Origin of the sequence: Glycomyces sp. YM15 (genome assembly GCF_016918015.1) — a bacterium.
Taxonomy (GTDB): domain Bacteria; phylum Actinomycetota; class Actinomycetes; order Mycobacteriales; family Micromonosporaceae; genus Glycomyces.
In genome coordinates this window covers 60,306-81,524 of sequence record NZ_JAERMK010000006.1, presented here as the reverse complement: position 1 = coordinate 81,524, position 21,219 = coordinate 60,306, and the positions used below count along the sequence as shown (strand labels likewise).

At 67.2% G+C, this 21,219-nt stretch carries 22 protein-coding genes; 17 read left to right on the top strand and 5 right to left on the bottom strand.

Translation table 11 applies throughout. The features are described from left to right. The first annotated feature begins 3 nt into the window (after window positions 1–3). The 11 genes from JHY01_RS08715 (at window position 4) to JHY01_RS08670 (ending at window position 8,478) form a co-directional block, all read left to right on the top strand. Window positions 4–1,305, top strand: a complete 1,302-nt coding sequence (locus JHY01_RS08715; RefSeq protein WP_205325237.1) for a hypothetical protein — start codon at window positions 4–6, stop codon at window positions 1,303–1,305. 136 nt (window positions 1,306–1,441) lie between these two features. Beyond that, complete coding sequence (locus tag JHY01_RS27270; RefSeq protein WP_275889722.1) at window positions 1,442–1,573, top strand: hypothetical protein; 132 nt, start codon at window positions 1,442–1,444, stop codon at window positions 1,571–1,573. 302 nt (window positions 1,574–1,875) lie between these two features. Next, window positions 1,876–2,283, top strand: coding sequence for a YbaB/EbfC family nucleoid-associated protein (locus JHY01_RS08710; protein ID WP_205325236.1), 408 nt, complete (start codon window positions 1,876–1,878; stop codon window positions 2,281–2,283). Next, window positions 2,280–2,594 (top strand): type VII secretion target, encoded by a 315-nt coding sequence (locus tag JHY01_RS08705; protein ID WP_205325235.1) that lies wholly within the window; start codon window positions 2,280–2,282, stop codon window positions 2,592–2,594. The genes JHY01_RS08710 and JHY01_RS08705 overlap by 4 nt, the downstream gene beginning before the upstream one ends. Continuing rightward, entirely contained in the window at window positions 2,595–3,308 is a 714-nt protein-coding gene (locus JHY01_RS08700) for a WXG100 family type VII secretion target (RefSeq protein ID WP_205325234.1), read from the top strand. Between the two features lie 11 nt (window positions 3,309–3,319). Further along, window positions 3,320–3,931: an EndoU domain-containing protein gene (locus JHY01_RS08695; protein ID WP_205325233.1), complete on the top strand. Its 612-nt coding sequence runs from the start codon at window positions 3,320–3,322 to the stop codon at window positions 3,929–3,931. 8 nt (window positions 3,932–3,939) lie between these two features. Continuing rightward, the gene (locus tag JHY01_RS08690) at window positions 3,940–4,212 is read left to right on the top strand and encodes a hypothetical protein (RefSeq protein WP_205325232.1); all 273 of its coding nucleotides are present in this window, start codon (window positions 3,940–3,942) and stop codon (window positions 4,210–4,212) included. A 173-nt stretch (window positions 4,213–4,385) separates the two neighbouring features. Beyond that, complete coding sequence (locus tag JHY01_RS08685; RefSeq protein ID WP_205325231.1) at window positions 4,386–5,210, top strand: 3'(2'),5'-bisphosphate nucleotidase CysQ; 825 nt, start codon at window positions 4,386–4,388, stop codon at window positions 5,208–5,210. Between the two features lie 66 nt (window positions 5,211–5,276). Continuing rightward, window positions 5,277–6,188 (top strand): sulfate adenylyltransferase subunit CysD, encoded by a 912-nt coding sequence (cysD, locus tag JHY01_RS08680; RefSeq protein ID WP_307814353.1) that lies wholly within the window; start codon window positions 5,277–5,279, stop codon window positions 6,186–6,188. Next, a complete protein-coding gene (gene cysN, locus JHY01_RS08675; protein ID WP_205325229.1) occupies window positions 6,188–7,465 on the top strand; it encodes a sulfate adenylyltransferase subunit CysN in 1,278 nt (425 codons plus the stop codon). Before cysD ends, cysN begins: the two co-directional genes overlap by 1 nt. A gap of 146 nt (window positions 7,466–7,611) precedes the next feature. After that, a complete protein-coding gene (locus JHY01_RS08670) occupies window positions 7,612–8,478 on the top strand; it encodes a hypothetical protein (protein WP_205325228.1) in 867 nt (288 codons plus the stop codon). Window positions 8,479–8,532: 54 nt separating this feature from the next. Here JHY01_RS08670 and JHY01_RS08665 read toward each other — a convergent pair whose 3' ends face one another. From JHY01_RS08665 to JHY01_RS08645, 5 genes are all read right to left on the bottom strand, one after another. Then, the gene (locus JHY01_RS08665; RefSeq protein WP_205325227.1) at window positions 8,533–8,877 is read right to left on the bottom strand and encodes an MmcQ/YjbR family DNA-binding protein; all 345 of its coding nucleotides are present in this window, start codon (window positions 8,875–8,877) and stop codon (window positions 8,533–8,535) included. 56 nt (window positions 8,878–8,933) lie between these two features. Then, window positions 8,934–9,668: a hypothetical protein gene (locus tag JHY01_RS08660; protein ID WP_205325226.1), complete on the bottom strand. Its 735-nt coding sequence runs from the start codon at window positions 9,666–9,668 to the stop codon at window positions 8,934–8,936. A gap of 10 nt (window positions 9,669–9,678) precedes the next feature. After that, on the bottom strand, window positions 9,679–10,299 hold the full coding sequence (locus tag JHY01_RS08655) for a DUF305 domain-containing protein (protein ID WP_205325225.1): 621 nt from the start codon (window positions 10,297–10,299) through the stop codon (window positions 9,679–9,681). An 84-nt stretch (window positions 10,300–10,383) separates the two neighbouring features. Then, entirely contained in the window at window positions 10,384–11,232 is an 849-nt protein-coding gene (locus tag JHY01_RS08650) for a DUF3105 domain-containing protein (RefSeq protein ID WP_205325224.1), read from the bottom strand. Between the two features lie 152 nt (window positions 11,233–11,384). After that, window positions 11,385–12,107, bottom strand: a complete 723-nt coding sequence (locus JHY01_RS08645; RefSeq protein WP_205325223.1) for a DUF3105 domain-containing protein — start codon at window positions 12,105–12,107, stop codon at window positions 11,385–11,387. 110 nt (window positions 12,108–12,217) lie between these two features. On the opposite strand from JHY01_RS08645, the gene argS reads away from it, so the two are divergent. The 6 genes from argS (at window position 12,218) to rho (ending at window position 21,144) form a co-directional block, all read left to right on the top strand. Beyond that, a complete protein-coding gene (gene argS, locus JHY01_RS08640) occupies window positions 12,218–13,867 on the top strand; it encodes an arginine--tRNA ligase (RefSeq protein ID WP_205325222.1) in 1,650 nt (549 codons plus the stop codon). Beyond that, window positions 13,867–15,270: a diaminopimelate decarboxylase gene (gene lysA, locus JHY01_RS08635; RefSeq protein ID WP_205325221.1), complete on the top strand. Its 1,404-nt coding sequence runs from the start codon at window positions 13,867–13,869 to the stop codon at window positions 15,268–15,270. The genes argS and lysA overlap by 1 nt, the downstream gene beginning before the upstream one ends. A gap of 37 nt (window positions 15,271–15,307) precedes the next feature. Next, window positions 15,308–16,585: a homoserine dehydrogenase gene (locus JHY01_RS08630; protein WP_205325220.1), complete on the top strand. Its 1,278-nt coding sequence runs from the start codon at window positions 15,308–15,310 to the stop codon at window positions 16,583–16,585. A 6-nt stretch (window positions 16,586–16,591) separates the two neighbouring features. Beyond that, complete coding sequence (thrC, locus tag JHY01_RS08625) at window positions 16,592–17,695, top strand: threonine synthase (RefSeq protein WP_205325219.1); 1,104 nt, start codon at window positions 16,592–16,594, stop codon at window positions 17,693–17,695. Further along, window positions 17,696–18,598 carry a homoserine kinase gene (thrB, locus tag JHY01_RS08620; protein WP_205325218.1) on the top strand — a complete coding sequence of 301 codons (903 nt, stop codon included), beginning with the start codon at window positions 17,696–17,698 and terminating at the stop codon, window positions 18,596–18,598. Window positions 18,599–19,170: 572 nt separating this feature from the next. Beyond that, complete coding sequence (gene rho / locus JHY01_RS08615) at window positions 19,171–21,144, top strand: transcription termination factor Rho (protein ID WP_240192549.1); 1,974 nt, start codon at window positions 19,171–19,173, stop codon at window positions 21,142–21,144. Window positions 21,145–21,219 lie beyond the last annotated feature (75 nt).

Here is a 21,219-nt window from a genome sequence, read left to right as displayed (position 1 = left end):
TCTGTGGGCAGATGGGCCACTTCGAGCTTCGCTCGATCATCGCGCAGGCGATGGACGCTGATCGGTGCTGTCGCGATCGTTGTGGCCCTTATTGCCACGGGACTGACCGCATGGCGCGACACCCGTATTGACCTTCGTGCTCATGCACCCGTATTCTCCTCGGCACCAGGCACGTTCGCATGTGGTGATGGACTCGAGGAGGCTCTCGATGGCATCGAGGTTGAGCCTGAACTGACTGAGTCCGGCCAGGACTGTTCGGTGTTTTTCAGGACGGGGACGGAGGAGGTGGATCTCTGGAAATATGAGATTCGTGTTTCCCGCACTGAGTTCAATGCCGATTATGGCCCTTACAAGGGACTCGAAAATCCTTGGGCCGGCGGTGAGTGCGATCTGTTCAAGTTCGGGGCTACGGGTGAATCGAGGTATATTCCCGGTCGCGGTGGCTTCTGTGTCTTCGCGGATGCATTCCCCGGCAGCCAGGAGCGAAAGGCGATCAGGTCAAGATTGCTCCTTGCCAGGTTCGGAGAGCAGGTCGAGGTCGAGATCGAGATCTGGCCCGAATCTGAAGAGGGGTACCTCTCAGTGGATCTCACGGTGCCTGTGGCGGCAAGTGAGTACCTTGAACACCGGGTAGCGGCAGCGTTTTCTGCGCAGCTCGATCCCACTGGAGCCGTCGACACGCAGATGCTGGAGCAACTCAGCGGTGGGGAAGCACTGCCCGGGTGGACAGCGACCCCCGGTGAAGACTGGTGCTCTGACCTTGCCGAGATCGAGCCGTCCGTCTTTATGGAACCTGAACGCGACTGGATCAGATACGAGCTTTCGCCTGTCGCACTCGAGGACTCCGCCAGATGGGGTACTGGTGACTCCGGAGAGCTGCATTGCTCGGCATCGTGGTTGGTTGAGACCTGGATCGGCGACGCGCTCGATGAACAGGATCCGATAAGCGGACAGGCCGCGGGCTTGAGTGTCATGCCATGGCCGTGGGGTGCTGAGGTGCTTCAAGAATCTTCGAACTCTCGGAACGGATACGGCGCCTGTGCGCAGATCGGCCTAGAGGCCTTCGAATCGGACTCTCGCTGGTCCGCCGAAACGGTTGCCAGGCTGACGTTGATCAAGCGGTGCCATCCGGAGAGCGCGGCCCCGACGTTGCTGCTCTTGATTGACGACGTGTACTTGGTCCGGATCTGGTCCTACGTGTGGGACTCGAATGGCAACAATCAGCGGCGCTCCGATTGGAACCCCGGGGTTCAGGATCACCTGCTCACCGCGTTCGTGGACAGGCTTGAGGCCTCGCAACGATGAGACCGACGGCGAATCTCGCAATATGTTTCACCCACGGCGTTGCCAGCCCTCGTGAAGACATCGATGTGCCGCAGATTGGCTTCGAAGCGCTCGATCCGATCCTGAAGCACGTAGTCTCCGGACTGGAGCCGGAAGCATGATGGGCGGTGGCCGCGGCGCTGGCGGCGTAGGCGACGACGAGGACGCCAACACCGGCACCTGGCTCACCGAAGACGAAGACGTCTGGGGCATCGCCCGCTTCAACGACGAAAACGACCCTCTGGCCTAACCACAAAGCCCGAATAGCCATGCGCAACGGCCGAGCCCGAACAACTCGGCCGTTGCGCGATTCCGAACCCCACCGAAGAACCACGTGGTCACTCAGGTCCCTCGCAAACCCAGCCAGGTGGACGCGGCACCTTCGCGGGCTTGAACCAACTTGATCTCAGCATTCAAGACATGGAACCGTGAGCGTTGCATGCGCTGAGTAGCATCCGTCTCACCGATTCCCTAACGGCCAGAACAGGACTCTGCCTTGTCAACCCTCGCCTCCTCAGTAGCGCTTCGCGCCAACCTCAACCCCGATTGGCGGTGAACTCGCTGATGGAGAGAAGACTTCTCAATCCCGAGGCCACCCGCGCCATGCTCGAAGAGCGCAAGGCCCGCTTCGAGCAGATGGCTGCCCAGACGCAGGCCATGGCCGAACAGATGAACCAGCTCACGGTGACGGTGACGGACCCGAACGAGCTGGTTTCCGTCGCGGTCGACTCGACCGGGAACCTCACCGGCATCCAGCTCTCGGCCCGGATCCAGCGCACCAACCCAGACGTCGTCTCGCGCACCATCATGGAGACAATTGCCGAAGCGAAGCGGCGCATCATTGAACAGACTCAGGCGGTCATCGCGGACACGGTGGGGGCCGACTCCGAGACGGGCAAGGCTGTCGCTGCGAGTCTGAAGGCGCGCTTCGATTCCGACACGGAGGACGACGCCCGGTGAGCGACAGCCTCAGTGTCGATCCTGAAGACCTGCGCGCGCACATCAGCCACCTCCAGGGCCTCATCGATCGGATCGCTACCGTGCGTTCGGCATCGACCGCGATCACCCAGGCCGACGACGCGTTCGGGCCGCTGTGCGAGTGGATCGCCCCCCTTCTCGAAGAGAAGCACTGCGAGACGGATGAACTGATCGACCAGGCTAAATACAACCTGGAGACCCACGTGACGGAGCTCGGTGCCACCGCGGACTCATACGAGGACGCCGACGCCGCGGCCGCATCCGATCTCGACGATCTCGCCGGGGGGCTGTAGATGAGCGACAACTACCTGGTCGCCGATGTCCAGGACTCGCACCGCTGGTACACCGGGTCGGGAATCGGAGAAAGCATCGCGGACGTCGTCATCGCCATCCAGAACGGCGAATGGGTCGACGCCTCGCTCGCGGTATTCATGACGGGCTTGGAAGGCGTCGGCGGGTTCCTGGACCCGATCGGGACGATCGCCTCAACCGGGATCTCCTGGATCATGGAAGCAGTCGAGCCGCTTCGCGAATTCCTCGACGACATCGCAGGCGACGCCGACATCCTCACCGCGCACGCGGCGACCTGGAACAACATGGCCGCAGAACTGCTCGCGGTAAAGGACGAACTCGACGCTTACATCGACGCCGACATCGCCACTTGGAGCGGCGAGGCCGCAAACGCCTACCGCGAGCGGATGGACTTCAATGTCGAAGGCCTCGATGGATTGTCCGGGCTGTGCGCAGCGATGAGCGCGGCTACCACCGGAGCGGGAACTCTGGTGACTATCACCCGTGAGCTGGTACGGGACATCATCTCCGAGTTGGTCGCAACGCTCCTGATCCGCATCCCGGTATGGCTGGGGCTCGTCGCTACGGGGGTCGGCATCCCCCTCGTCGCCGCACAGGCCACCGGCATGGTGTTGAGGGTGGCAAGCACGCTCATCGGCGTGATCATGGCGCTCGTGCAAAGTTTCCAAGCCCTGCAAGCACTCCTCGACAACTAGGCGAAGATCTCATGAGAACCCTCATAAAACTCCTGGTCGTCGCCGCCGTCGGCCTGGCCTTCGCCAAGCCGAAACCTCCACCGCGCAGAAACGGTGGGAACGGTCCAGTGCCCAGCCCGCCCGTCGGCGGCTGGAGATCGGGCAAAGTCGAAACCAAGGCCAACCTCGACCAGGGCCCAGCCGGACGCAGCGGACAAAACCAGGGCGGTAACAACGGCGGCGCTGATAGCGGCGGCTCGCCTCGAAACCCCAATGCCAGTGGTCGTGGCGACGGAATCCACACCGATTATCCGCAAGACGCACCGCACAACATGAGCTTTTCAGACCTACTTCATGTCTGCAATGGAGACCCGAATAAGCCTCAGGGCAGCGGTGGCCATCTTTCTGGAACGGGAGTTCCTGGAAAAACGGAATTTCCAGAAGGCTGGGAGATGGATGATGTCAAGGATGCTTTTCAGGAAGTGGCCGGCAACCCCACCGACGCATGGCCGACATCTAGCGGGAACTATTTCGCCGAAGGCGTGGTTGACGGAGTTCTAGTGAACGTAGTCGTGAGGCCAGATGGCAGTATTGAAGCGGGGTGGCCTATCAGCGGGCCCGGCGTTACTAGGAACCCTCGATAGGAAGAAAAATGGATTTCACAGATTTCATGAATGATGCCGAGGAGATCCTGAACAGGCTCAAGCCTCGCACACCTCGAAACACGATCAGTACCATCGACTCTGCACTTGCAGGAGGTGAGTTCTCCATCGCGATCAAGGAATTGGTATTCAGTTTGACAAAGAACCAGATCGCTGTCGCCGCGGCAGAACGTGATGCACTGATCAGGCTTACCGAATACCTTGAGGAAAACCGGCTGACGGAAATGGTCAGGGCGCTGGACCTCGGTCCAGGCGGGGTTTGACTCTGATCGGGTAGACGCGTGGAAGCGCAGCCCCGGGATTTGTCGGTGCCCTGCGCTTGATTCTCTCCGGGGTCGGACCCGTGGTGTTTGGAGAAACGCGAGGGGGTTCCGGATAGCGGGATTGGGTGGCCCAATATTTGGGCGGGGTTGGGCTGCGGCGTAGACTGACGCGCATGCATGACGCCCCTGACTCCGCTTCGGTGACCGGAGTTCCCACCGCCACGCCCGAGGCTGCTTCGTCGGCCGATGTCGCGTTCGCGGCTGAACTGGCGAGCGGTGCGGGGGAGGTGCTCCTCAAGCTCCGGGCGGAGATGGGGTTCTCTGACCCGAAGGCTCTCAAGGCCGCTGGGGACCAAGAAGCGAATGACTACCTGCTTGGGCGCCTAGCTGCCGAGCGACCTGGTGACGCCGTGCTTTCTGAGGAGGGCAAGGGTGAAACGGGGCGTATCGGTACCGAGCGCCTCGAAGCGGACCGGGTCTGGATCATCGATCCGCTCGACGGGACTCGTGAGTACTCCGAGGCCGGTCGTGACGACTGGGCCGTGCACGTCGCGCTCTGGCAGCGGGGCCTCGGTCTCACCGCCTCCGCCGTCGCGCTCCCCGCGCAGGCTGTGACGTTGCGCACCGATGAGACCTATGCGGTCCCCGCCCCTCGCGACGGCAAGCCTCTGATCGCCGTGTCCCGCACCAGACCACCGGCCGAGGCCGAAGCGGTCGCCGCCGCGCTCGGCGCGGAACTCGTCCCGATGGGCTCCGCCGGTGCCAAGGTCATGGCCGTGGTCGCCGGTACAGTTGACGCTTATGTGCACGCCGGCGGGCAGTTCGAATGGGACTCTGCCGCGCCCGTAGGGGTGGCCCTCGCCTCCGGCTGGCACGCCACGCGGATCGACGGCGCTCCGCTGCAGTACAACAACGCCGATCCGTACCTGCCGGACCTGCTGGTCTGCCGCCCCGACCTGGCCGGGCCCGCGCTCGAGGCCATCAGAGGGACGAACTGACCACCCGGTCCCCGACCGGACCCGACGACAACCGAACACCCCGCAACGGGGTCTGCCGAGAGGAGCATTGCGCCGGTGAGCGACTACCGCATCAGCCACATCGCCGCGCTGGAGGCCGAGGCGATCTTCATCTTCCGTGAGGTCGCGGCCACCTGTCAGCGACCCGTGCTGCTCTTCTCCGGCGGCAAGGACTCCATCGTCATGCTGCACCTGGCGCAGAAGGCCTTCGCGCCCGCGCCGGTCCCGTTCCCGGTCATGCACGTCGACACCGGCCAGAACTTCGCCGAGGTCATCGACTACCGCGACCGCCGTGTGGCCGAGACGGGCGTCCAGCTCATCGTCGCCTCCGTCCAGGACGCGATCGACCGCGGCATGGTCGTCGAACCGCCGGACGGCACCCGCAACCGCATCCAGACCCCCGTCCTCCTGGAAGCGGCCGAGAAGTACCAGTTCGACGCCCTCTTCGGCGGCGCCCGCCGCGACGAGGAGAAGGCCCGCGCCAAGGAGCGCGTGTTCTCCTTCCGCGACGACTTCGGCCAGTGGGACCCCAAGAACCAGCGCCCCGAGCTGTGGAACCTGTACAACGGCCGGGTCCACCCGGGCGAGCAGATCCGCGTGTTCCCGCTGTCGAACTGGACCGAGCTCGACGTCTGGCGCTACATCGGCTCCGAGGACATCCCGCTCCCCGAGGTGTACTTCTCCGCCGAGCGCCAGGTCGTGGACCGCGGCGGCATGCTCTACGCCGTCAACGAGTTCATCAAGCCGCGCGAGGGGGAGGAGGTCTTCTACGAGAAGATCCGCTACCGCACCGTCGGCGACGCGAACCTGACCGCCGGCGTGCGCTCGGAAGCGGCCACGATCGACGAGATCATCGCCGAGGTCGAGGTCACCCGCATCACCGAGCGCGGCGCGACCCGCGGCGACGACAAGACCTCCGAGGCCGCGATGGAAGACCGGAAACGGGAAGGCTACTTCTAATGACGGACACCTTGACCTCCCGCGAGGACACGCACGAGCTGCTGCGCTTCGCCACGGCCGGTTCGGTGGACGACGGCAAGTCGACCCTCATCGGCCGCCTCCTGTTCGACTCGAAGGCGCTCTTCGACGACCAGTGGGACGCCGTCGAGGCCGTCAGCGCCGGCCGCGGCGACGAGTACACCGACCTCGCGCTGCTCACCGACGGGCTCCGCTCGGAGCGCGAGCAGGGCATCACGATCGACGTCGCGTACCGGTACTTCTCCACGCCCGAGCGCAAGTTCATCATCGCGGACACGCCCGGCCACATCCAGTACACGCGCAACATGGTCACCGGCGCCTCGACCGCCGACCTCGCGCTGATCCTGGTCGACGCCCGCAAGGGCCTCGTCGAGCAGTCCCGTCGCCACGCGTTCCTGTGCTCGCTGCTGCGCGTGCCGCACATCGTCCTGTGCGTCAACAAGATGGACCTGGTCGACTACGACGAGGCCGTCTTCAAGAAGATCGAGAACGAGTTCTCGGCCTTCGCCACCAAACTCGAAGTGCCGGACCTGACGGTGATCCCCGTGTCGGCCCTCAAGGGCGACAACGTGGTCAACCGCTCCGAGAACATGCCCTGGTTCCAGGGCCCGAGCCTGCTCCACCACCTGGAGAAGGTCCACATCGCCTCGGACCGCAACCTCGTGGACGTGCGCTTCCCGGTCCAGCACGTGATCCGGCCGCACTCCAACGACAACCACGACTTCCGCGGCTACGCGGGCCAGGTCGCCTCCGGCGTCATGAAGCCCGGCGACGAGGTCATGGTGCTGCCCAGCGGATTCACCTCCCGCATCGCCTCGATCGAGACCGCGGACGGGCCTCTGGAAGAGGCCTTCCCGCCCTTGAGCGTCACGGTGCGGCTGGAGGACGAGCTCGACGTCTCCCGCGGCGACATGCTCTGCCGCCCCGGCAACCAGGCCCGTGTCTCGCAGGACATCGAGGCGATGGTCTGCTGGATGGACGAGTCGCGGCCGCTCAAGCTGCGCGGCAAGTACGCCATAAAGCACACCACTTCGGACGTGCGCGCGATCGTGAAGGACGTGCAGTACCAGCTGGACATCAACACGCTCCACCGCAACGAGTCCGCGACCGAGCTGAAGCTCAACGAGATCGGCCGCGTCACGCTCCGCACCACCAAGCCGCTCCTGTGCGACGACTACCGCCGCAACAGGGCCACCGGCGGCTTCATCATCATCGACGAAGCCGACAACCGGACTGTAGGCGCTGGCATCATCGTCTAAGCGACACAATGAATCCGGGCCCGGCCGCGCAAGCGGCCGGGCCCGAACTCGTTGTCCGCCTGGGTGGCAGGTGTCACGTAGGTGCGGATTCGTGTCGAAGTGTCGAAACGCGAATCGCGTGCTGAGCTCCAATACCGTTTCATGTCATGGTCACCCATTCCCATGAGGTCCCCATCCGCCTGTTCCAGGTACGCCCGGAGCTCGCGGCCGAACTGCTCGTCAAATCGCTCGGCGCCGCGTTCCCCGCGTATGCCAGCGCACTGCCCGAATCGGAGGCGCTCACCAACAACGACCCACTCGAACTCAACTGCGACAACGCAGCTGTGTTCCGCGACGAGGCGGGGGTGCCTGTCTTCGCGGTCATCATCGAGATCCAACGCGGCCAGGACAACCGGAAGCACTACAGCTGGCCGATGTACGTGACGATTCTCCGTGCCCGTCTGAAGTGCCCGGTGCGGCTGCTGGCGGTCTGCACCGATGCGGCGACGGCGGACTGGGCGCGCCGGGCGATTGAAATCGGACCGCCCGGGTTCACCCTTCTTCCAGATGTCATCAACCCGGAGGATCTCTTGGAGACTGCGGAGGACCAGAGCGCCAAAGAGGCGGTCGAGATTCTGATTCTCAAAGCGGCCTGCGGGGGACCGCAGGCCGAGCAGGTCGCCCACAAGCTCGGCCGGAGACTCAACGAGCTTCCCGAGTCTGACCGGCAGCAGTATGCTGGATGGGCGATGCAACTTCTCTCAGACGAGGCGTACAACGTACTGGAGGAATACATGAGCATGACGTACCAGGAGTACCTTGAGAGCCCGGCGGGGAAGCTGGAACTCAAGGGCGAGCAGCGAGGCAAGCGGCTCGGGCAGATCGGTGGGCTGCTCAAGGTACTCGACGCCCGTGGCATCGAAGTCTCCGCGTCGGCGCTCGCCCGAATCGAGGGTGTCTCGGATGAGGAAGAGCTCGACCGCTGGTTCATCAGAGCGGTGACGGTGGACCGCGTCGAGGAGATCTTCGACTGAGCACGCACCGCGTTGACTTTGAAAGGCCCGGCCGCGCAAGCGGCCGGGCCTTTGTCACTGCTGCTGCTCGTAGGCTTTGCGAACTCTTGCCGGGGCTTTGAGGTGCCAGGCGTCCTCGATCATCTCGGTGAGGCGCTGTTCGTCGATGCGGTCGAGGTCGACGAGGATCATGGCGTAGCCGTCGTAGTGGGGGGTGGTGTAGAAGGCCGGGTCGGCCGAGGCGAGGAGGGCGGCCTTCTCGCCGGGTTCGCAGACGATGGCCAGGCCGCCTTCGGCCTCGGTGCGGAGTCTGGCGAAGAACTTGCCCTTGACCTTGAGGGAGGGGGTCTGCCAGCTGGTCGTCACCTCGACTTCGGGTAGGCGGGTCGCGATGGCCACTACGTCGTCCCAGGTCGGCATGTCGGCCCCTTTCGTCGTCCCGATTGTCCCGCACGGGTGCGACATCGGGGCGAATCTCAGGGGTTGATCCAGTTGCCGATCGTGATGAGGCTGGCCGCGGAGGCGCCGAGGACGGCGGTGGCGACGACGGCCGCGGCGAGGAGGCGCAGCGGGGTCTGGGTCCAGTCGGGGCCGATCTGGTGGCGCATGGCGGGCATGGAGCCGGTGCCCGGTTCCGGTTGCGGCGCTTGCTCTGCGGGCGGGAGGTCGGCCGGTTGCGGGCGCTTGAAGTTCGCGATGTCGAGGAGCTGCGTGTCGCCGTTGACGCCGTTGTCGATGCGGACGTGATCGACCTGGACGGTCACGGGGCCGACCGACCCGCGCAGGCCGTCGCCGACGCGGGCGAACTGGGCGGTGTCGCCGGGGCGGTAGCCGCTGAGGCTGGGCCGGGAGTGTTCGCCGGTGAGGCCGGAGGCCGGGCTTTCGCGGCCGACGCGGGGGACCGACCAGTTCGTGAAGTCGGTTCCGGAGGGGGCCGAGCCTTCGCCTCGCGGCTGCGAGAAGTCCTGCGGTTCCGAAGCGGTGTAGCGGGGTTCGGAGAACCCGCCGGGTTTCTCGTTCTCACGCGGCGCGGAGGTCTCCCAGCTGTAGCGGTACCGCGAGCGCGACTCACCGCGGGGCGGCGCTTCGGCGACGGTGTCGACCTGGATGGTGCGCTGCTCGTCCGTGCGACCGTCGCCCACCCGGGGGAGTTCTCCTGTGGTCGGATGCGCCGGGTCGCCGTATCGAGGTCCCCACTGGTCCTGGGTCACAGCGGTATCCCTACTCTTCGACGGCGTTCAGGATGTTGTCGCGGTGGTTCTGGAGGTTCTCGATGTCGGCCTGCTGCACGGTGATCGTGCGCCGGGCCGCGTCGAGCACCAGCGGGTCGTCGCTGAGGTCGATGACGATCTTGGCCATGTCGACGCCGCCGATGTGGTGGGCGATCATCAGGTCGGCGAACATGACGTCCGCTTCGCTGCCGGTGAGGGACCTGAACTCGGCCATCTGCTCGTCGGTGGCCATACCGGGCATGAGCCCGCCCGTCTCCTGGCTGTCGTGCTCGTGCTCGTCGCCCGCCCACGCCATCGGCTCGCCGGAGGAGAGCTGGACGCCCCAGTCCCGCAGCCACGTGCGGTACATGCCGATCTCGGCGCTCTGCGACGTGGCGATGTCGTACGCGATCGCCGTCATCGCCGGGTCCGAGCCGTGCTGCCATTCGTACATGGCCATCTCGACGGCCTGCTGGTGGTGCGTCTGCATGTCGCGCGCGAACCCGGCTTCGACGGAGTCGTTGCCGGGAGCGGAAGTGCCCGCGACCCAGCCGACCCCGATGCCCGCGCCGAGCATGAGCACGGCGGTGATCGCGATCAGCAGTGCGGGCCGTCGCCACAAGCGGCTCATTCGTCGTCCTCTCCGTGCGGGCGCTCCGCGGAGCGCCCGCGTCCTACTTGCCTAACGAGCGTCGTCCCGAAAGGTTCGCGTAGATCAGCCGGTGGGCATCTGCTGGTCGGCGGTGGTCGTGGTCAGACCGTTGGAGCACGTCGCCATCGCCTCGGCGGTGTTGTCGGCGTTCTGGATGTAGAAGTCCATGAACTCGTCGATCTTCGGGTCGTCGATGTCGTCGGTCTGGTACTGCACGCCCCAGGCCTGGACCGAGACCGCGACGCCCAACTCGGGGTACGGGCTCATCAGCGAGTAGTCGCGGCCCTCGACCTTGGAGGCGAGTGCCTTGATGCCGTCGCCGTCGACCAGCGCCGGGTCGTAGGTCAGCCAGACCGCGCCGTGCTCGAGGGAGTGGACGGCGTTGCCGTCCATGATCGGCGCGTCGTAGACCGAACCGGTGCAGTTCTGCCACTGGGAGAGGTGGTTCCCGCCCGCGGGCGGGGTGATCTCGTACTCGGGGACCGCGGCCGGGTCCTCGCCGTCGATGTGGGTCTGCTGGACGACCCACGGGTTCTCGAGCTCGTCCTCGGTGACGTCGCCGTCCTGGAGGGCTCTGGAGACCTCGGAGTAGTTCGCGTACTCGCCGTAGAAGTCGGTGATGCCCTGCGGCGGCTGGCTCCGGTCCCAGACGACGAACACGGCGGCCCCGATCAGGCCGAGCGCGACGACGCCGACGCCCGTGAAGGTCAGGATGAGGCCCCACGGCTTCGGCTGCTTGACCTGGACGGCGCGGCCCTTGCGGGAGGCGGCGGGCGCCGAGGACTTGCTCAGGCCGCCCTTGCTGTCGCCCGTGCCTGCGTCTTTCCTGCCGGCCGGGCCTTTTTCAACGACTGCGCCTTTGCCGGTGCTCTTGCCGGAGCCCTTGCTGGCGGTCTGCTTCTTCGATGCCATATCTCGGGGAGAGCCTTATTCGTCGAGGTCGGGATGAGCCGGAGCGGAGCCGGGGAGCGCCCGGTGTGAAATCCACTCGCGTACGCCACCTTACCTGGTCGGTCCCGGACACTCCTTTAGAGCGCGCCCCGAACCGACATAAGGCGACCCGCCTATGACGCGGTCGTCGTCACACCGCCCGCGCAGATCGCGTTCGGCTCCGGGTTGAAGCGCTCGTTCAGGACGTACGTGTCCAGGTACTCGCCGATCTTCGGATCGGACGGGTCCTCGGTCTGGTACCGGTTCCCCCACGACTGGAGCGAGACCGCGACCCCCTGGCCGGGGTAGGGGCTCATCAGGCTGTAGTCGCGGGCGCCGATCAGCAGCGCCAGCGCGTCGATGTCGGCCTGCTCGACCAGCGCCGGGTCGTACGTCAGCCACACCGCGCCGTGCTCCATCGAGTGCACCGCGTTCCCGTCCACGATCGGCCCCTCGTACACCGAGCCGGTGCACGTCTGCCAGGCCGACAGGTGGTTCCCGCCCGCGGGCGGCCGCAGTTCGTACACAGGGTTCTGGCCGTCCCAGCTGTTCAGCGCGTCCAGGTGCTCCTGCTGCGCCACGAACGGGTGATCGAGCTCCTCGGCCGTGACCTTCCCGTCCTGGATCGCCGTCGTCACCGCGACGTAGTCGCCGTACTCGCCGTAGAAGCTCTCCACCCCTTCCATCGACCGCTGCGCGGCGGCGCTGTTCGGATCTGCCGCTGAGTCGCCGTCCCCGGCACTCCCGCCCCCCTCAGCGGTGCATCCGGCCAGCGCGGTGAGCGCGAGAGCGGCGGCGAGGGCGGTCCAGCGGTTGCGAAGCGGGCGCATGTTCGAGGCCTTCCGTCGTGGTTGCACAGAAGCAACCTACCGGGCGGCGCGCATTTCCGGCTCGCACGCGACGCCGTGGGCGCCACAAGGGCGTTTATCACTCGCGGGCGTCCGAGAGCGGCGTCTACGATTACCGGGTGACTCCTGAGACGCTCGCAGAGAAAGTGCTGTCCGCTACGCGCGCCGCGTTCGAGGCCTTGGCCCTCGACGACGCCGTACTGCCCACCCAGACGGCGGTAGAGCGACCCAGGGACCCCAAGCACGGCGACTACGCCTCCAACATCGCGCTGCAGACCGCCAAGAAGGCCGGCACGAACCCGCGCGCGCTCGCCGAGAAGATCGCCGAGCACCTCGCCTCCATCGACGGCGTCGCCAAGGTCGACATCGCCGGACCCGGATTCCTCAACATCACCCTGGACGCGGCCGCCGCGGGAGAGATCGCCGGGAAGATCGTCGCCGCCGGACCTGCATACGGCACCAACAACTCCATGGAAGGCGTCTACGCCAACCTCGAGTTCGTGTCCGCGAATCCGACCGGCCCGATCCACGCGGGCGGCACCCGCTGGGCCGCCATGGGCGACTCGCTCGCGCGGGTCATGCGCGCGTCCGGCGCGAAGCTCACCGCCGAGTACTACGTCAACGACGCCGGTGCCCAGATCGAGCACTTCGCCGGTTCGCTGCTGGCCCGCGCCAAGGGCGAGCCGACCCCGGAGAACGGCTATGTCGGCGCGTACATCGACGACATCGCGGCCGACGTACTGAAGCGGCGCCCCGACGCGCTCGACGCCGAGAACCCCCTCGACGTGTTCCGGACCGTCGGCCTCGAACTGATGCTCGAGGAGATCAAGGGCACCCTGGCCGACTTCGGCACCCACTTCGACGTCTTCTTCAGCGAGAAGGGCCTGCACGAGCGCGGGGAGCTCGACACGGCCGTCGAACGGTTGACCGAGCTCGGCCACGTCTTCGAAGCCGACGGCGCGCTCTGGCTGCGCACCACCGAGTTCGGCGACGACAAGGACCGGGTCCTCAAGAACTCCAAGGGCGGCTGGACCTATTTCGCCTCCGACTGCGCCTACTACCTCGACAAGCGCGAGCGCGGTTTCGAGAAGCTCGTGCTCATGCTCGGCGCCGACCACCACGGATACGTCGGCCGCATGCAGGCGATCAGCCAGGCGTTCGGCGACGAGCCGGGCACCCTCGAGATCCTGATCGGCCAGTTCGTGAACCTGCTCAAGAACGGGGAGCCGATCCGGCTCTCGAAGCGGGCCGGGAACATGATCACGCTGAACGACGTGGTCGAGGCCGTCGGGGTCGACGCGGCCCGGTACGCGCTCACCCGGTACTCGGCCGACTCGACGATCGACCTCGACATCGACCTGTGGACCAAGCACGGCAACGAGAACCCGGTCTACTACGTGCAGTACGCGCACGCCCGGACCTCCGGCGTGCTGCGCAACGCCGCCGAGCGCGGCGTCGAGAAGGGCGAGTCCTACGACGCCTCGCTCCTGACCCACCCGCGCGAATCCGACCTGCTCAAGGCCCTCGCCGAGTTCCCGGCCGTGGTCGCCACCGCCGCCGAGCTGCGCGAACCCCACCGGGTCGCCCGGTACGCCGAAGAGCTCGCCGCCGCCTACCACCGCTTCCAGCACGACTGCCGCGTCCTGCCCTTCCCCGACGAGGAGACCACCCCGGTCAACCAGGCCCGCCTCTGGGCCGTCGACGCCACCCGCGTCGTCCTCGCCAACGCGCTCGGCCTGCTCGGCGTCTCGGCCCCGGAGCGGATGTAATGCGGACCCACGAAGCCGGCGCACTGCACGGCGACTTCGACTACTCCGCGCTGCGCCCGGGCTGGCTCGGCGTGCCGGGGGACGTCAACACGCTCCTCCCGCAGCTGTGGTCCTCGAACGTGGAACGCGCCGACGACGGCGTCCTCCACATCGGCGGGATCTCCGTAGCGGAGCTCGCCGCCGAGTTCGGCACGCCCGCGTACGTCTTCGACGAGGACGACTTCCGCGCCCGCTGCCGCGCCTGGACCGAGGCCTTCGAAGGCGCCGACGTCTTCTACGCCTCCAAGGCCTTCTGCTCCAAAGCCGTGCTCCGCGCCGCCTCCGAAGAAGGCCTCTTCGTCGACGTCTGCACCGCCGGCGAACTCGCCATCGCGCTGGCCGCCGGGCTCGCGCCCGCTCGCCTGGGCCTCCATGGGAACAACAAGTCGCTCGCCGAACTGCGCCAGGCCGTCGAGATCGGCGTCGGCCGCATCGTCGCCGACTCCTTCACCGAGATCGAACGCCTCGAGGCCATCGCCGCCGAACTCGGCAAGCGCCCGAACGTGATGATCCGCGTCAACGTCGGCGTCGAAGCCCACACGCACGAGTTCATCGCGACCGCCCACGAGGACCAGAAGTTCGGCTTCTCCCTCGCCGGAGGCGCCGCCTTCGAAGCCGCCCGCCGCGTCATCGCCGCCGAGCACCTCGAACTCCTCGGCCTCCACTCGCACATCGGCTCCCAGATCTTCGACACCGCCGCGTTCGAGATCTCCGCCGCCCGCGTCGCCCGCCTCCACGCGAAGCTCCAGACCGACTTCGGCGTCCAGATCCCGGAGATGGACCTCGGCGGCGGCTTCGGCATGGCCTACACCAGCCAGGACGACCCGCAGCCGCCCGCCGACATCGCCGCGTCCCTGCGCAAGATCGTCGACGAGGAGTGCGCCGCCGCCGGCATCGACGTCCCGCGCCTCTCCATCGAACCCGGGCGCAGCCTCATCGGGCCCGCGATGTTCACCCTCTACGAGGTCGGCACCGTCAAGCCCGTCACCCTCGCCGGGGACGCCGCGCGACTGTACGTCTCGGTCGACGGCGGCATCAGCGACAACATCCGCACCGCGCTCTACGACGCCACCTACTCGGCGACGCTCGCCTCACGTTCGTCCAGCGCCACGCCCGCGCTGGCCCGAGTAGTGGGAAAGCATTGCGAAGCGGGCGACATTGTTGTTAAAGATGAGTTCCTCCCGGCCGACGTCGTGCCGGGCGACCTGATCGCGGTCCCTGGAACCGGCGCCTACTGCCGCTCCATGGGCTCGAACTACAACCACGTGCCCCGCCCGCCGGTCGTCGCCGTCCGGAACGGCGAGGCCCGTGTGATCCTGGCGCGTGAGACCGTCGACGACCTGCTCCGGCTCGACGTCGGCTAGACACGGCTCCAAACCACAAGGAAGAGGAACACCAGCGATGAAACTCGCGCTACTCGGATGCGGCAACGTCGGCAGTGAAGTCGTGCGCCTCATGCGAACGCGCGGGGAGGAGCTGGCGTCCCGGGTCGGGGAGCCGGTCGAGATCGTCGGGATCGCGGTGCGCCGCCTCGACCGCGACCGCTCGCACCTGCCCGTGGAGAAGGAACTCTTCACGACCGACGCCCTCGGTCTCGTCAAGCGACCGGACGTGGACATCGTCGTCGAGGTCGCCGGTGGCATCGAGCCCGCCCGCACCTGGATCACCACCGCGCTGGCCGAGGGCAAGTCGGTCGTGACCGCGAACAAGGCCCTGCTCGCCGAGGACGGCCCGGCCCTGTCGGCCGCCGCGAAGGCGGGCGGCGCGGACCTCTACTACGAGGCCGCCGCCGCTGCCGCGATCCCGCTGATGCGCCCGCTGCGCGAGTCGCTGCACGGCGACACGATCAACCGCGTGCTCGGGATCGTCAACGGCACCACGAACTACATCCTCAGCCAGATGTCGCAGACGGGCGCCGCGTTCGAGGAGGCCCTCAGCGAGGCCACCGAACTCGGCTACGCGGAAGCGGACCCGACCGCCGACGTCGACAACTACGACGCCGCCGCGAAGGCCGCGCTCATCGCCTCACTCGCGTTCCACACCCACATCGACCTGGGCGAGGTCTACCGCGAGGGCATCCGGGACGTCTCCGCCGCGGACATCGCGTCGGCCGCCGCCCAGGGCCGCGTCGTGAAGCCGCTCTGCATCGCCACCCGTGAGGCCGACGGCGTGTCCGTGCGCGTCCACCCGGCGATGATCCCGGCGACCCACCCGCTCGCGAACGTCAACGGCGCCTACAACGCGGTGTTCGTCGAAGCCGAGTCCGCCGGCCGGCTCATGTTCTACGGAGCGGGAGCGGGCGGCACCGAGACCGCTTCGGCGGTGCTCGGCGATATCGTGGCCGTGGCGCGCAACAAGCGCGGCGGGATCACCGCCTTCCCGCCCGAGGCCGCCTACCAGGACCTCCCGGTGAAACCCATCGGCGAGGCCCGCACCAGGTACCACGTCAGTCTCGACGTGGTCGACGAGCCCGGCGTGCTCGCGCGCGTGGCGGCCACCTTCGCCCACCACGGCGTCAGCCTCGCCACCGTCCATCAATCCGGCCAGGGCGATGAGGCCCGGCTCGTGGTCGTGACCCACACGGCCGCCGACAAGCAGTTGTCGGACACCGTAGAGGAACTGTCGCAACTGACCTCGGTGCACCAAGTCGCCTCGGTCATGCGCGTCGAAGGAGAATAGGACGCCATGTCCGAAAGTGCCGTGCCAAGTTATGGCTCGCAAGCTTCGCCAAGCGGGCGCCCGGGGTGGCGTGGTCTTATCGAAGAGTTCCGGGACCGGCTCCCGGTCTCGGACGCCACCCCCGTCGTCACCCTGCAAGAGGGCGGCACGCCGCTGCTGCCCGCCCCGGTCCTCTCCGCGAAGACCGGCTGCGACGTCTTCCTCAAGGTCGAAGGCCTCAACCCGACCGGCTCCTTCAAGGACCGCGGCATGACGCTCGCGGTCTCGAAGGCGGTGGAAGCGGGCTCGAAGGCCGTCATCTGCGCCTCCACCGGCAACACCTCGGCTTCGGCCGCGGCCTACGCCGCCCGCGCGGGGATCACCTGCGCCGTGCTCATCCCGGCCGGGAAGATCGCCCTCGGCAAGCTCGCCCAGGCCCTCGTCCACGGTGCCAAGGTCCTCCAGGTCGACGGCAACTTCGACGACTGCCTCATGATCGCCGACAAGCTCGCCCAGGACTACCCGGTCACGCTCGTCAACCACTTGAACTACAACCGCATCCTCGGGCAGAAGACCGCCGCGTACGAGGTCGTGCAGGTCCTCGGCAACGCCCCGGACATCCACTGCCTCCCGGTCGGCAACGCGGGCAACATCACCGCCTACTGGCTGGGCTACAACGAGGACCACGCCGCGGGCAACTCGACGAAGCTTCCCCGGATGCTCGGCGTCCAGGCCGCCGGCTCGGCCCCGATCGTCGACGGCCATGTCGTGGATCACCCGCAGACCATCGCCACGGCGATCCGCATCGGCAACCCCGCCTCCTGGACCAAGGCGCTCGACGCCAAGAAGGAGTCGAACGGGGACATCATCGCCGCCACCGACCGCGAGATCCATGCCGCCTATATGCTGCTGGCTCGCTCTGAAGGCGTCTTCGTCGAGCTCGCCTCGGCCGCCTCGGTCGCCGGGCTCCTCAAGCAGTCCGCGGCCGGATGGGTCGAGAAGGGACAGACGATCGTCTGCACCGTCACGGGCAACGGCCTCAAGGACCCCGACTGGGCCGTCTCCACCGCGCCGCAGCCGCACACCGTTTCGGTCGACGTGGTCGAGACCGCGACCGCACTGGGACTGTAGTTGGAGGCCTTCCAGACCGGCCCCCGCGCCACCGTGCGGGTCCCGGCCACCTCAGCCAACCTCGGCCCCGGCTTCGACTCGCTGGGCCTCGCCCTCGACCTCTGCGACGAGGTCACCGCCGAGGCCACGAGCGGCACGGCGGTCCAAGTCTCCGTCCAGGGCGAAGGCGAGGGCACCGTGCCCCTCGACGAGCGCCACCTCGTGGCCGCCACGATGCTGCGCACCTTCAAGCACCTCGGCCTCGCGGCCCCGGGCATGAAGGTCCAGTGCCGCAATCGGATTCCGCACGCGCGGGGGCTCGGCTCCTCGTCGGCGGCGATCGTCGCGGGCATCATGCTCGCCGACGCGCTCGCCGGCGCCGGCATGACCCGCTCGCAGAAACTGGCGCTGGCCAGTGCGATCGAGGGCCACCCGGACAATGTGGCCCCGTGCCTCCTCGGCGGCTTCACCATCGCCTACACCACTGAGGACGGTGCGAAGGCGATCAGCCTCGACCCGTCGCCGCGCGTCCACCCGTGGGTGTTCGTGCCGCAGTCGAAGGGTCTGACCGCGGTCGCCCGCGCGGCCCTGCCCGAGAAGGTCCCGCACGCCGACGCGGTGTTCAACCTCTCCCGGTCCGCGCTGCTCACCGCCGCGATCACGCACCACCCCTCGCGCCTCTTCGAGGCCACCGACGACCGGCTCCACCAGTCGTACCGGGCGAAGGGCATGCCGGAGAGCACCCATTTGTTGCGAGCATTGCGCTCCGCCGGAATCGCCGCCGCGATCTCCGGTGCGGGTCCGACCGTGCTCGCCCTGACGGTGGACGACGCGCGCGTCCCCGAAGTCCCCGCAGAGTTCGAGGCCATGCGCTTGGACGTCGCCGACGGTGCCGTCCAGGTCGCGACCTCCCCGAACGAGTGATCCTCGGGTCCGTTGTTGCGAATGGCAAGAGTGCGCTACCATTCCAGTTAGACGACCACCCGGTGTCGTGACTGCTCGAAGCCTTGCTTATGCTTGTGGTCACAACAGCTGCGGCGCATCCAGCGCACGCCTGATCTCTTGTTTGGGTCATCACCCTCAACCATGGATTTGTGACTTTGCATAGCTCCAGCGTGGCATGGCACGGTTTCGACCAAGGAACAGTCGCTGTCCGCTTGTGGCGCCGGGCCTCCGCCCGGATCGGATCGCAAAGGCGAGGATCGCAATCAGCGGAGATCGGAATCACGTGTCTCAACGTGCACGATCATTCATCGCAAGCCGTCCAGTCGCAGGCCCAGAGGCTGCTCATCACGATCAGGACCGTCTGCTCAGCGGACAGCCCAGGGGTGTTGCACCCAGTGTCAACCGTCGTCTTCCAACCGCCGAGGTCACACCGTGACCGAAAGCGGCCGAAGCGGTGGCGGGACGCAGACCAGAACATCGGCATTGCGGCTATTTGAAAGACGCGGAAACTCCTCGAATTCACTTCGAAGTTCCGCCAGGGAAGGAATCCATTGAGCGACACCACCGGCACGACGTCGGACCGGATGATCGATGAGGCGTCGGATTCGGAAGCGATTCCGGAGACCAAGAAGCGCCGTCGGGCAGGAACCGGTCTGGCCTCTATGCTGATGCCCGAGCTCCAGCAGATGGCGCAATCGCTCGGCATCACCGGCGTTGGCCGGATGCGCAAGAGCGAGCTGATCGCCGCCATCCAGGAACGGCAGGATGCGGGCTCGCAGCCCGGCGGTGCCAGCGCGGAAAAGGAGGCCCCGCCAGTGCCTGACTCTGACCAAACGCCCACCGCCGAAGCCCCGTCGACCACAGTCGACGCCGCTCCCGCCGACAACGGCTCCGAGAGTGCAGAGGCCAAGGGCGGCACCGCCGCCCGCCGGGCGACCCGCCCGGCCGGTCCTCCGCAGCCGCGCCGCCGTGAAGCGCGTCAGACCGAAGCCGCCCCGCCCGAAGGCCAATCGACGGTCGCCGTGATCGAGTCCGATGAGGACCGGCCGCAGCGTCGCCGCCGCTCCCGTGAGAACGGGCGCGAGAACCGCGAAGGCGGTCGCGAGGGAGGCCGTGAGAGCGGCCGCCGCGACGAGCGCCCGGAGCGTTCCGAGCGCGGCGAGCGTTCCGAGCAGTCCGAGGCCCGCACCGAGACCCGCGAGCGCCGGGGCGAGGACGACGGTTACGACGACCGCGGCCCGCGCGACGGCGACGGCGACAACCGCCGCCGCAAGCGCCGGGACCGCTCCGACCGCCGCCAGCGCGGCGGCCGCGACGAGGCCCCCGAGCGCGGCACCGCCGGCGGCGGCGTCCAGAACGACGAGCAGCTCGTGCCCGTCGCGGGGATCCTCGACATCCTCGACAACTACGCGTTCATCCGCACCACCGGCTACCTCGCCGGCCCCGACGACGTCTATGTCTCGATGTCGCAGGTCCGCAAGTACCGGCTGCGCCGCGGCGACGCCATCACCGGGGCCGTCAAGCCCAGCCGCGGTGGCGGCGAGGAGTCGAACGGCCAGGGCGGCAAGCAGCAGCAGCGCCGCGAGAAGTACAACCCGCTGGTGCGCCTCGACACCGTCAACGGGATGAGCCCCGACGACGCGAAGAAGCGCGACGAGTTCTACAAGCTCACGCCGCTCTACCCGCAGGAGCGCCTGCGTCTGGAGACCGAGCCGAACGCGATCACCACGAGGGTCATAGACCTCGTGGCCCCGATCGGCAAGGGCCAGCGCGCCCTCATCGTCTCCCCGCCGAAGGCCGGTAAGACGATGGTGCTGCAGGCGATCGCCAACGCGATCACCACGAACAACCCCGAGTGCCACCTCATGGTGGTCCTCGCGGACGAGCGGCCCGAAGAGGTCACCGACATGCAGCGCTCGGTCAAGGGCGAGGTCATCGCCTCGACCTTCGACCGCCCGCCGTCGGACCACACCACGGTCGCCGAGCTCGCGATCGAGCGCGCCAAGCGCCTGGTCGAACTCGGCCACGACGTGGTCGTGCTGCTCGACTCGATCACGCGACTGGGCCGCGCGTACAACAACTCGTCGCCCGCGTCCGGCCGGATCCTCTCCGGCGGTATCGACTCGACGGCGCTGTACCCGCCGAAGCGCTTCCTCGGCGCGGCGCGGAACATCGAGCACGGCGGGTCGCTGACCATCATCGGCACGGCGCTGGTCGAGACCGGCTCCATGGGCGACACGGTGATCTTCGAAGAGTTCAAGGGCACGGGCAACGCCGAGCTCAAGCTCGACCGCAAGATCGCCGAGAAGCGCACCTACCCGGCGATCGACGTGCACCAGTCGAGCACCCGCAAGGACGAGCTCATGATGAGCGCCGAGGAGCAGGCAGTGATGCTGAAGCTCCGCCGGGTCCTGTCTTCGCTGGACCCGCAGCAGGCGATCGACCTGCTGATCGACCGGTTGAAGAAGACGCAGACGAACGCCGAGTTCCTGATGCAGATCGTCAAGAACACGCCCGGCGAGTAAGCGTGTGAGGCGTGAGGCCGCCCTCGTTGAGAGCGGCCTCACGCCTTATCATTGAGAGCTGGTGCGCAGGTCGCG